The following is a 12,068-nucleotide window of genomic DNA, read 5'->3' on the forward strand; positions in this document are numbered from 1 at the left end:
CGCTCCTTAAATCGCTAATTTCTCAAGACGTTTACCACCCCATACTGCGTTAACAATAACGCGAGTAACCAAAATAGCGGTAAACATAGAGGTTGCGATACCAATCATTAGCGTAATAGAGAAGCCTTTAATTGGGCCGGTACCTACTGCAAACAGAATAAGACCAGCAATGAAAGTCGTGATGTTTGCATCCAATATGGTTGAGAACGCGCTGTCGTAACCTTGGTGAATAGCCTGCTGTGGGCTTCGGCCGTCGCGCATTTCTTCTCGAATACGCTCGAAAATAAGCACGTTTGCATCTACCGCCATACCAACCGTTAGTACAATACCTGCCATCCCCGGAAGCGTAAGTGTCGCACCAGGGATCATAGACATAATGCCAACAATCATGACTAGGTTAGTAATAAGAGCGATGTTGGCTACCACGCCAAACGCTTTGTAGTAAATCAACATGAAAACAAGTACCGCTGCCAGACCATACATAATCGCCTGCATACCCAGTTCAATGTTTTCTTTACCTAAGCTAGGTCCAACCGTACGCTCTTCAACAATTTGAATTGGCGCAATTAGTGCACCAGCACGAAGTAGCAAAGCTAGGTCACGGGCTTCTTTTGGTGAATCAAGACCTGTGATTTGGAACTTACTGCCAAGTTGCGCACGAATGGTGGCAACTGAGATGACTTGCTCATGCTTTTCGAACACAAGTTTACCGTCATCATTTCGCTCACCGGTAGATTTGTACTCGATAAAGACCGTAGCCATTGGCTTACCAATGTTGCCGCGGGTTGAGCGAGACATCTTGTTACCGCCTTCAGAATCTAGCGAGATGTTTACGTTCGGAAGCCCGTACTCATCAACACCGCTGTTCGCATCAATAATGTGGCTACCAGTAAGCATAATGCGCTTTTCAAGCAGCTGTGGAATGCCTTGCTGATCTTCTATCACCTGAGAGCCAGGAGGAACGCGGCCGTTCAATGCATCACGGATGTCGTTCTTCTGGTCCACCATGCGGAATTCTAGGGTCGCCGTCGCGTTTAGTATTTCTTTCGCACGAGCGGTGTCTTGAATACCTGGAAGCTGTACAACAATGCGGTCAGCACCTTGCTTTTGAACAAGCGGTTCAGCAACACCAAGTTGGTTAACACGGTTACGAATGATAGTGATGTTTTGCTTAACTGCGTTGTCGCGAATTTCTTGAAGCTTACTTTCAGCAAAAATAGCGCGAAGCGTTAAGTCGTCCACCTGGTTAAAGGTAAGGTCGCGACTTTGGTTACGCAAAAAGAACTCAGCCTTGTCTAGCGCATCTTCATCACGGAAAGTAATGTCGATATGATCGTCAACCTGTTTTACACCGCGATAACGAATGCCCTCTTCACGCAGTGAAGTACGGAAACCACCCTCTGCGTCTTCTAGCGACTTAGCAATCACTTCGGTCATATCCACTTCCATTAAGAAGTGAACACCACCGCGAAGGTCAAGACCTAGCTTCATTGGCGCGCCACCTAAACCTTCAAGCCACTCTGGCGTGTCCGGAGCAAGGTTCATAGCAACGTAATAATCATCGCCAAGGGCTTTTTCTAATGTTTCGCGAGTAACTAGCTGGGTGTCTGAGTCAGAAACGCGAACTAAAATTTGTTCACCTTCAAATTCAACACGCTTTGGAGAGATGTTTTTTTCACTTAGCGCGGCTTTTACTTGTTCCACAGTGGCATCTGTCACCACGGCATCACGGCCTGCTGAGATTTGTACGGCGTGGTCTTCACCGTAAATGTTAGGAAGCGCATAAAGTGCACACACTGCAACCACAATGAGTGCACTCAGTACTTTCCAAATAGAGTTTTTGTTTAGCACTGGATAATCCTTTCGTGCCAAAACCGGGAAGCGTCCCGGCCCCGGCTTTTGTTACTTACAGTGACTTCATCGTGCCTTTAGGCAGCACAGCAGTTACTGAAGACTTCTGAACAACGATGTTGTTTGATTCGTTAAGTGCAACTTCAATGAAGTCTTTTTCTTCTGACACTTTAGTGATCTTTCCTACCAAACCACCTTGTGTTAACACTTCATCACCTTTGCTTAGTGAAGATACTAGGTTTTTATGTTCTTTTACGCGCTTAGCCTGTGGACGGTAAAGCAAGAAGTAAAAAATTAAACCGAATACAGCTAGCATGATGATCATTTCCATGCCGCCACCTTGCGGTGCACCAGCAGACTGTGCGTAAGCGTTCGAGATAAATAGGCTCATAAAATTCCCCAAATATTATCGTTGTTATAGTGCCGGAACCGGCAACCCTTTTTGTTCATAAAATTCTTGTACAAACTCATCAAGCGTACCTGCGTCAATCGCATCGCGAAGGCCCTGCATAACACGCTGATAGTAACGAAGGTTATGGATGGTGTTTAAGCGCGCACCCAGTATTTCGTTACACTTGTCCAAATGATGTAGATAAGAGCGAGAATAGTTTTTACAAGTGTAGCAATCGCAATTCTCATCTAATGGTGAAGTGTCATTTCTGTGCTTCGCGTTGCGAATTTTGATAACGCCTTCTGTCACAAATAGGTGACCATTTCGCGCATTACGCGTAGGCATAACACAGTCAAACATATCGATACCACGACGCACAGACTCTACCAAATCTTCTGGCTTGCCCACACCCATTAGATAGCGAGGCTTATCTTCTGGAATTTTTGGCGCAGTATGGTCAATAATGCGGATCATGTCTTCTTTTGGCTCGCCTACTGAAAGGCCGCCAATGGCATAGCCGTCAAAGCCAATCGCTTCAAGACCAGCAAGTGAAACGTCACGCAGACCTTCGTACATACCGCCTTGAATGATACCAAACAGTGCCGCTGGGTTATCGCCGTGGGCTTCTTTACTGCGCTTAGCCCAGCGCAGCGACATTTCCATAGAGACCCTCGCTTCTTGTTCAGTAGCAGGGTACGGCGTGCACTCGTCAAAAATCATTACGATGTCAGAACCCAAATCGCGCTGAACTTCCATCGACTTTTCAGGCGTAAGCAAAATCTTTTCGCCATTAATTGGAGAGCGGAACGTTACGCCTTCTTCGGTAATTTTACGCAAGTCACCCAAACTAAATACTTGGAAGCCGCCCGAGTCAGTGAGGATCGGCTTGTCCCAATTCATAAAGTCGTGCAGATCGCCGTGCTGGCGAATAATGCCAGTACCAGGGCGCAACATTAGGTGAAAGGTATTTCCAAGACAGATGTGTGCACCGCTGTCTTTTAATTCTTCAGGGGTCATTCCCTTAACAGTACCGTAAGTACCTACTGGCATGAACGCTGGAGTTTCAACAACACCGCGTTCAAACACCAAACGACCGCGTCGTGCTCGGCCTTCGGTTTTTAACAACTCAAATTGCATGTGAAAGCATTCCCACTTTTGTGCGCTTTTGCGCTGGGTATAAAAATAAATTGGCGGCGATTATACCAGTAATTTGGCTGAGATCATGCCCCGTATCTATGTTTATCTGTAACTAAGCTGGAAAGGCCTGCAAAACACCAATTTACACGCCTTGTATCGTAGTCGACAGCGCTCAGGCGCGCTCAATAAACATTGAATCACCGTAGCTAAAGAATCGATACTCTTTCTCTATCGCTTCTTGGTAGGCATTCATCACATTGTCTTTACCGGCAAATGCACTAATTAGCATCATTAGCGTAGATTCTGGAAGGTGAAAGTTAGTGAACATGGCGTCTACTACTTTGAACTCGAAGCCTGGATAAATAAAGATTTCTGTGTCTTCGTTAAATGGCGCAATTACCTCCCCGTCACCGCGTTCTGCACTTGCTTTTGCCGCTGACTCCAGAGAGCGTACAGAGGTTGTACCCACTGCAATAACACGCTTTCCATTAGCTTTTGTAGCCAACACAGCATCAACGACTTCTTGGGGGACTTCTGCAAACTCCGCGTGCATTTTGTGCTCAAGAATATTGTCAACACGCACGGGTTGGAAGGTACCCGCACCCACGTGCAAGGTTACAAAAGCCAAATTCACACCCTTCTCTTTAAGCGCTTCTAAGATAGCGTCGTCAAAGTGAAGCCCTGCGGTTGGTGCTGCAACAGCGCCTGGCTTTTGATTGTAAACGGTTTGATAGCGCTCTTTGTCCGAGTTTTCGTCTGGGCGGTCAATATAAGGAGGTAGCGGCATGTGGCCATGCGCTTCCAGCAGCGTTAGTACGGTTTCATCGTGGTCAAACTGTAAAACAAATAGCGCATCGTCTCGCCCTGTCACCGTCACATTCACTTTCTCTTCAAGAATAAGCTTAGTTCCTGGCTTAGGTGCCTTGCTCGCGCGAACATGCGCCAAGGCAGTATTGTCTGAGGTAATGCGTTCAATCAGCACTTCTACCTGACCGCCCGTTTCTTTTTTACCTAAAAGTCGTGCGGGAATAACTCGGGTATTATTAAAAACCAGCAAGTCGCCTTCATCTAAAAGCTCGACCATATCAGCAAACATACTATGGCGAACGTCACCCGATTTGCCGTCCAGCTGCAAAAGGCGACTGGCTGAACGGTTTTCGGTGGGATATTTTGCAATTAGGCTTTCCGGAAGCGAAAAGCTGAATTCAGATAGTTTCATAGATAATAGATTCTTAATTTAAACGCAATTTACGTTGCTTTCTTTATGGTTTAACACAATATCAAGAGGAGGTAATTATACTAAAGTTGCGAAATTTCACAGAAATCAATGTCGACCAAAGTCTTAGAAATCCTACCTCTCAGCCTATAAGTATAGCTATTAATACCCACTTATCGCTCAAAATACGCACTAGCTGAATTTTGTACTAGCAGGCAAATACTTAAACGATTAACATCTGCTCCAGATAGTGATGATGTTCTCCCATAACATTCCTTATCGTTCGTACCCGGCATGTGCCGGGTACTTTTTTATCTGCCCTATTCTACTCTTTCGAAACGCTAAGATCAGTTAAGATTTCTTCTAAAAGCGCGGCATCTAAAGGTCGAGCTTTAAGCACGTATAAAATCTGAAGCAATAAATCGGCCCCCATAATACCTTTATTCACTTTATTCCTTAGATTGTCAGCGCTTTGATCCACGCCAATTTCTTCGAGCCTTTGGCTTAGTGCTTGATATTTTACGCCGCGCACAGACATTTCAGATTTCACGACTCTTGCCACCGTTTGTCGCCATGCATTCTTTGCTCTTTGCGTATTTCCTGTGTTCACACAGCCTCCAAAACCACACAAATGTGATGTATATTTTACAAAAAAACACTTTTTTACACTTATAGCATGCATTTATTGTTGACGATTATGGCACAATAGGTCTACACTGCAAGTCAAGATATTGGCGAAGACGTAAATAGTCGTTACAGTAACTGCGGTTGTTCTTTTGGTAATGCTAGGTTTTAGGTTTTGTGTTTCAACACGGTTTTAAGCTAAGCAATGCGTTACAAAGCACCACGCATACGACATTCGTTTTCAACATTATCGCTTTAATAACTAAAGGAGAAAGGTATGAGCTGGGAACTGGAAAGCATCGAAGCCTTATTTAAAGAGCACGATGACTTTGTGGTAACACATGAGGAAAACTGCTTACTTATTGCTAATCAAGACGGCATTGATGCATGGCTTGCAATTAGCGGTGAGCAAATTTTGGTAGAAAGTCTCTTGTTCGCCGCGTCGGAAGTAAAAGATAAGCCTGCGCTTGACCATGAAATACTGTCTACTCACATGGTGTTTCCTCTTACCACGGTAGGTATTTCTAATATTGGTGGCGAAGAATATTACACCGCCTTTGGTGCATTAAGTGCCCAGTCGAAAGCCGAAAGTATTGTTATTGAAGTGGAAACCTTGTTTCAAAATGTTGCATCTTTCTTAGATGCCTACGAAACACACCTTAACTAAAATTTACTTCTTAAGGAGAAGCGAATGTCAGTGTGGAAAAAACTAATTACTGCAGTAAAAGGTGGTGCTACCGAAGCTGCGCAGTCTGTTGCAGACAGTCAGGCGATTCGAATTTTGGAACAAGAAATCAGAGAAGCCAAAGAAGAACTACGTAAGTCTGATCATGCACGAACGCAGATTTTGGCGAAATGTAAACTTTCACAACAAAAAGTAGATAGCTTTAACTCGTCAATAGCTGAGTATGAGGAGCATGCGCGTAAAGCGATAGATAACGATCGTCAGCTTGCTCTTGACTGTGCACAGAAAGTGTCAGAGCTGAAAGAAGAACGTGAACAAGAACAAACCTACCTTGATCAGTTCAAACAGTCTGAAAAGCAGTTGGCCCATAACATCCAGCAAGCTAAAGCGAATTTGCGCCGCTTAGAGCAGCAAGTGGATATGGTAAAAGCCACTGAAAGCGTTCAAAAAGCACAAGTAGCGGTTTCTTCACGCCACATGGGCGCGAACAGCAAAATGAAGACAGCTACTGAGTCTTTGTCTCGCATTCAGGATAAGCAAAAGATGCGCAACGCAGAACTTCAAGCAGCCGAGGAACTGGCTAGCGAAGAGTCGAGCAGCGATTTAGAAAAACGCCTAGCAGAAGCGGGCATTAAAGGGGGTAAAACCTCAGCCGATGACGAGCTAGCTCGAATTCTAGGCAAGTAAGTTAAAGGATGGGAGCCAAGCGCTCCCATTTTTAATTCTTGTTACAATAATTCCTTGCATTAATCGCCAGATAGCATCGACCTAATCTAGACAAATCAAGTACTTCAAGGCAGAGTAAGGGCACGCATAACAAGGGCTGTTTGTTTTATGTCTCCATGGATTAAACTGCGAAAAATCATGCTGCAATACTTTGCAGAGTCTCGCTGGTACACCATTGTCGGTGCGACCGCGTTTTACGCAGTAACAAGCTATTGGCTTCTTTTCGCTGCAGGCGAACACGACTTAATTGCTAAAACCGATTTTGTCTACTGGTTAGCGGTCACTGCTTCAACGGTAGGTTATGGCGATTTGTCTCCCGTCACACCAGCGGGAAAATTAGTTGTTGCGCTTTATGTCATACCGCTTGGTTTGAGTATTTTCGCCATGGTGATTGGCCGAATTGCAGCTTGGGTTTCTTTAACGTGGAAGAAAGGATTATTGGGTATGAATAGCTTGATGCTTAATGAACATATCTTGGTGATTGGTTGGAATGAGCAGCGCACCATGATGCTGCTTGACTTAATTCTTCAAGAACGAGATGCAATGTCTGAACGTCCTGACATTGTACTTTGCGTAAAAGCTGATATTACCAACCCGATGCCTGGCGTCATTGAATTTGTAAAAGTCGATTCGTTCAACAAAGACGAAGATATGGACCGCGCTTGTGTAAGCTCTGCCAAAACTATTGTTATCGATAATCCGCAAGATGATGTCACCATGACTACTGCGCTTTATTGTACCAAGCGCAACCCTGATGCTCATCAAGTGGCTTATTTCGACGATGACAGCTTAGTTAGTTTGCTTCAGGACCACTGCCCTAAAGTGGAATGCACACCTAGTGTTGCAATAGAAATGCTGGTTAAAGCTGCATTTGATCCAGGGTCAAGTATGCTTCATCACGATTTGCTAAGTATTGATGAAGGGCAAGCCCAATTTTCAGTAAAAATACCGCAAAGTTGCCAAGCGATTTCCGTTGCCAAGTTATTTATCAATTTAAAGCGTAAACACGACGCTATCTTTATTGGTTATGCACCGAATGGTCTTGTGAAAGAAATGGTGGTAAACCCGCCGTTAGACGCTACGTTAAACCCAGGTGACACCTTGTTTTACATCGCTGAGCGACGCATTAATGCAATAAACTGGTCGTCACTGGACGCTGATTAAGAGGCGTAAACATGTTTAGTAAACTATTTAAAAAATCAGAGCCTAAAAAACCTAAGTCGCCAGAAATAATGGGGCTTTACTTAGGTGGTTCTTTCGAATTAGATAACTTAAAACTTTCCCTACTAGAGCCCGAGTTAACCATTGAAGGCGCAGCACGTTCGCAGTTAATTCAAGCGGTAGGTGAAGCTCCTTTGGATACTGGCGGCACCCTGCTTCGTTTTTACACTGACGATGATGGCTTTTTACAGGTGGTGACCGATGGTGGTCTATCAGAAAACCACATTACTGACGTGAAACTTTGGCACTTTTATGAAACTAAAACCATTGGCAATACAGCTCAGTGGAATGAATGTTTAAAGAGCGTAATCAGTCAGCCTACCTACGAGCTTGAGGGTAAGGTCTATACCCGCGTGTGGGGTGCTGTGGGCGACGAATCGCCACCTGTTGCGGTTACCGAAACAACCTACGAAGAAGACGGTGATGTCAGTAAAACAGATCAGTTTATGATGTTATACGAACGCCCTATCAGTAACGATAGAGTTGAGACCTTGCTTGTTGTTGGTGAAGAAAAGCAAGTAGGTAATAATTTAGATAGATGCTTAGTGATTTCTACAGGCTTCGATGTTGAGCCTGCGGACATCACGATAAACGGTTAAAAAAAGGAATAACTATGGACACCATTATGCACTCTTTGGCCGGCCTGGATAACTTTGCGCTGTACTTCGGCCTATCGATTGTTTTCTTGTTTATCTTCAAATTGGTGTACGCCTTGGTTACACCTCACGATGAATGGAAACTGGTAAAAGAAGAAAAGAATGTTGCAGCAGCCATCGGCTTTGGTGGCGCTATAATCGGTTTTGCTATCGCCCTTGGTAGTGCAGCTTCAAACTCTGTTGCTGTGGTGGATTTTGCTATTTGGGCGCTTGTTGCTGTGATTGCCCAATCCCTAGCGTTTGCCATTTTGCGTTTCAGCTTTATGCCGAAAATTGCTGAGCGCATAAACAATAACGAAGTTTCTGCGGGTGTTATGCTTGCCAGCATGTCTATTGCCGTAGGCCTACTCAATGCCGCTTGCATGACCTATTAAGGGGGCAGCGATGACAGATAAAAGTAACCTAAAACGTCAAAGTGTTGATAACCAGCAAAGTGAGCGACCTGTTATGAAGCGCACCAAGCACATCAACCTTGACAGTATGCGCAAAGGTTTTAACATAAAGCCTTTAGCGTTAGGCGTGGCTAGCGTCATCCTTAGTGGTTGTGGCGGTGAAAAAGAGGACGCCACCATTTACACCTCGCTAGAAGACTGTAAACAGGATTTTCCTGATGCAGTAGAGCGTTGTGAAGCTGCCTACCAGACAGCGGTCGACGAGGCTATGCGCACCAGTCCGCGCTTTAGCTCTGAGTACGACTGCGAACATGAATTTGGCCCTAATCAGTGCCAATATGTGAACAATAGTAGCGGCAGCTTTTTTATGCCATTCATGGCTGGCTACATGGTGAGTTCTCTGCTATCGCCAAATCGCTACTACTCGCAACCCTTATATACTTCCTATTCATACAATTCACCATTTCGTTCACGCTGGATAACGGCAGACGGCTATGTGTTCGACGGCGATATTCGAAAAAGAAATTACCGTGTAAATAAAAGTGTATACAAACCTAAGCCTACGGTGAACCGCACCATGAAACGAGGCGGGTTTGGCAGCAGTGTGCGCGCTAAATCGTCTTGGGGTAGCAGCAGCCGTAAAGGCGGCTGGGGCGGATAAATATGTTTAGAATGCCTTGCCAGCCTCGCAAGGGCTGGCAGCAGTTGGCCAATGAGTTTGGTTTCCATTTTCACACCATGTACGGCGAACCGTACTGGGACGAAAGTGCCTACTACCAATTCACGCTAGCGCAAATTGAAAACGACATTGAAGACCCTACTGCCGAGTTACATCAAATGTGCTTGGCAGTGACTGAAGATGTGGTGAATAGTGAGGAATTACTTACTCGCTTTTGCATCCCCGAGCAGCACTGGGATTTAGTGCGCAATAGCTGGAACGAAAGAGACCCAAGTTTGTACTCTCGCCTTGACCTTGTTTACAGCGGTAAAGGGCCGGCAAAACTTCTTGAGAATAATGCAGATACGCCAACCAGCTTGTACGAATCCGGCTTATGGCAATGGTTGTGGCTTTCTCAAAATGTTGATGCAGGTAAACTTGCTCTGCATGCCGACCAGTTTAACAGCCTGCAAGAAAAATTAGTCCATCGCTTTCGTGAAATTGCGCTGCACTACAATATAAATCAACTGCATATGACGTGCTGTAAAGATACCGTTGAAGACCGCGGTACCGTGCAATACCTTCAAGACTGCGCTAAAGAAGCTGGGCTTATGGCTGACTTTGTGTTTATCGAAGATATTGGACTAGCAGACACAGGCGTTTTTACTGACCTTCAAGACGCGCCAATTACAGACTGCTTCAAGCTTTACCCTTGGGAATTTATGCTGCGCGAAGAGTTTGGCGATGTGTTAGAAGACGCCCAAGTTAATTGGTTAGAGCCCGCGTGGAAATCAATTATTTCAAATAAAGCGCTGCTTCCCCAGCTTTGGAAAAAGTTTGAAGGTCACCCCAACCTGCTTCCCGCTTATTTTTCAGATGAAATAAATGCAAATAGCCTGTCCGGCAAGTGGATTAAAAAGCCCCTCTTTTCCAGAGAGGGAGCCAACGTATCAATTATCGAAAGCGGTGTTGAGAACGTTTTGAGTGACGGGCCTTACGGTGAAGAAGGTTTTATTGTTCAAGCTTTTGAACCATTGCCCGTTTTTGAAGGTAATCATACGCTTATAGGTAGCTGGTTAGTGGATGACATGCCGGCGGGCATTTCGGTTAGAGAAGATGCCTCAGCGATCACCCAAGACCTTTCTCGCTACCTTCCCCATATTATTTTGTAATCTATCTAAGGGGCCTTTATATGAAGCCGCTTTCATTTCAAATTCGCGTATTGCTGACGTTAGGTGCACTATTAATCGTCATAGAAGTAGCTAACTTACTCACTGGTAATGCATTAAATCAGTTTGGTGTGGTGCCCCGCACGCTATCAAGTTTGCCTTACATTTTTACTGCACCTTTTCTTCACGGAACGCCGACGCACTTAATGGCAAACCTCGTCCCCCTTTTGCTATTTATGTGGCTTACCATGCAATGGGGAAAACGCACATTCCTCATTGCTACTTTAAGCGCATTGCTGATAGGTGGCTTAGGTGTATGGCTGTTCGGCAGAACCGCTACGCATATTGGCGCAAGCGGCATGGTATATGGTTATTTCGGTTTCCTCGTGCTGGCAGGTTTTAGAAGTAACAAAGTGCGGTATTTGCTTATTTCACTAGTAGTTGCAGCGCTATATGGAGGGATGCTGGTTGGTGTGCTTCCCACATCAAAATTTATTTCCTTTGAATATCATCTGTTTGGCTTTATTGGCGGCTTATTTGCTGCATGGCACTGGGCACGCTAATTACTTTCCGTATAATTGGCTTTAAGATAAGACGTTAATAAAAGATATGTCAGCAGTACAAGAACCTACACAAAAGAATCAAGGCTTTTTCGGCAACCTCGCGTTTAACATTGTTATTCCCGTGGTGTTAATGAGTTATGCGAGTTCAGAAGATTACCTAGGGCCGGCTTGGAGTATCGTAGCCGCACTTAGCTTCCCCATTGGCTATGGTTTATGGGACCTGAAAGAATCAGGAAAGGTAAACGGTTTTTCTGTTCTTGGCATTATCAGCGTGTTACTTACTGGTGGGTTTAGCTTGCTTAAACTGCCAGCAGAGTATATTGCGATTAAAGAAGCGGCCATTCCGGGCATTATCGGTATAGCGGTGTTAGTGACCCAGTACACGAACAAACCCTTGGTCAAAATGCTTATTCTTAACGACCAGATCATCAACTGGCCTCACCTCAATCAGGTACTAGATGCCAAAGGAAAGCAGCCAGAGTTTAAAAAGAAGGTGGCGGTAAGCTCTTATATTGTCGCGAGCTCGTTTTTCCTCTCTTCAGCGCTTAATTATATTTTGGCCAAGATGATATTGGTCAGTGAGCCGGGTACAACGGCTTACACAGAAGAGTTAGGGCGAATGACTGCGCTTAGCTACCCTGTCATTGTGATCCCGAGCATGATTTTACTTATTGCAGCGCTCTGGTATTTATTTGCACAAATCAAGAAAATCACTGGCGAAGAACTCGATAACTTCATCAACCAGTAAAGAACTCGCGAAGGGGCTTAACGCCCCTTTT

At 44.9% G+C, this 12,068-nt stretch carries 14 protein-coding genes; 9 read left to right on the top strand and 5 right to left on the bottom strand.

Annotated features, from left to right (window positions below):
• Positions 1–6: 6 nt before the first annotated feature.
• From secD to ACXAFM_RS03325, 5 genes are all read right to left on the bottom strand, one after another.
• On the bottom strand, positions 7–1,851 hold the full coding sequence (gene secD, locus ACXAFM_RS03305) for a protein translocase subunit SecD (RefSeq protein ID WP_474833347.1): 1,845 nt from the start codon (positions 1,849–1,851) through the stop codon (positions 7–9).
• A 55-nt stretch (positions 1,852–1,906) separates the two neighbouring features.
• A complete protein-coding gene (gene yajC, locus ACXAFM_RS03310) occupies positions 1,907–2,242 on the bottom strand; it encodes a preprotein translocase subunit YajC (RefSeq protein ID WP_105931624.1) in 336 nt (111 codons plus the stop codon).
• Between the two features lie 24 nt (positions 2,243–2,266).
• Entirely contained in the window at positions 2,267–3,379 is a 1,113-nt protein-coding gene (tgt, locus tag ACXAFM_RS03315; protein WP_118493223.1) for a tRNA guanosine(34) transglycosylase Tgt, read from the bottom strand.
• 172 nt (positions 3,380–3,551) lie between these two features.
• Positions 3,552–4,598 carry a tRNA preQ1(34) S-adenosylmethionine ribosyltransferase-isomerase QueA gene (gene queA / locus ACXAFM_RS03320; protein WP_474833352.1) on the bottom strand — a complete coding sequence of 349 codons (1,047 nt, stop codon included), beginning with the start codon at positions 4,596–4,598 and terminating at the stop codon, positions 3,552–3,554.
• A 322-nt stretch (positions 4,599–4,920) separates the two neighbouring features.
• Positions 4,921–5,205, bottom strand: coding sequence for a DUF6471 domain-containing protein (locus ACXAFM_RS03325; protein ID WP_474833354.1), 285 nt, complete (start codon positions 5,203–5,205; stop codon positions 4,921–4,923).
• A 291-nt stretch (positions 5,206–5,496) separates the two neighbouring features.
• Between ACXAFM_RS03325 and ACXAFM_RS03330 the strand changes: the two genes are divergently transcribed.
• The 9 genes from ACXAFM_RS03330 to ACXAFM_RS03370 all read left to right on the top strand — a co-directional run bounded on the left by ACXAFM_RS03330 (position 5,497) and on the right by ACXAFM_RS03370 (position 12,037).
• Entirely contained in the window at positions 5,497–5,886 is a 390-nt protein-coding gene (locus tag ACXAFM_RS03330; protein WP_118493217.1) for a DUF2170 family protein, read from the top strand.
• A gap of 24 nt (positions 5,887–5,910) precedes the next feature.
• Positions 5,911–6,591: a PspA/IM30 family protein gene (locus tag ACXAFM_RS03335; RefSeq protein ID WP_334059629.1), complete on the top strand. Its 681-nt coding sequence runs from the start codon at positions 5,911–5,913 to the stop codon at positions 6,589–6,591.
• A gap of 147 nt (positions 6,592–6,738) precedes the next feature.
• Positions 6,739–7,794 (top strand): potassium channel family protein, encoded by a 1,056-nt coding sequence (locus ACXAFM_RS03340; protein ID WP_183037593.1) that lies wholly within the window; start codon positions 6,739–6,741, stop codon positions 7,792–7,794.
• Positions 7,795–7,805: 11 nt separating this feature from the next.
• Positions 7,806–8,450: a YjfK family protein gene (locus ACXAFM_RS03345; RefSeq protein WP_214996261.1), complete on the top strand. Its 645-nt coding sequence runs from the start codon at positions 7,806–7,808 to the stop codon at positions 8,448–8,450.
• A gap of 14 nt (positions 8,451–8,464) precedes the next feature.
• Positions 8,465–8,881, top strand: a complete 417-nt coding sequence (locus tag ACXAFM_RS03350) for a DUF350 domain-containing protein (protein ID WP_474805668.1) — start codon at positions 8,465–8,467, stop codon at positions 8,879–8,881.
• A gap of 10 nt (positions 8,882–8,891) precedes the next feature.
• Positions 8,892–9,560, top strand: coding sequence for a DUF1190 family protein (locus ACXAFM_RS03355; protein ID WP_474833358.1), 669 nt, complete (start codon positions 8,892–8,894; stop codon positions 9,558–9,560).
• 2 nt (positions 9,561–9,562) lie between these two features.
• Positions 9,563–10,729, top strand: coding sequence for a glutathionylspermidine synthase family protein (locus ACXAFM_RS03360; protein WP_474833361.1), 1,167 nt, complete (start codon positions 9,563–9,565; stop codon positions 10,727–10,729).
• 20 nt (positions 10,730–10,749) lie between these two features.
• Positions 10,750–11,289 carry a rhomboid family intramembrane serine protease gene (locus tag ACXAFM_RS03365; protein ID WP_269917431.1) on the top strand — a complete coding sequence of 180 codons (540 nt, stop codon included), beginning with the start codon at positions 10,750–10,752 and terminating at the stop codon, positions 11,287–11,289.
• Positions 11,290–11,335: 46 nt separating this feature from the next.
• A complete protein-coding gene (locus ACXAFM_RS03370; protein ID WP_179984079.1) occupies positions 11,336–12,037 on the top strand; it encodes a VC0807 family protein in 702 nt (233 codons plus the stop codon).
• The last annotated feature ends 31 nt before the right edge of the window (positions 12,038–12,068 follow it).

The sequence above is a fragment of the Alteromonas sp. ABD4_190 genome (assembly GCF_056160105.1).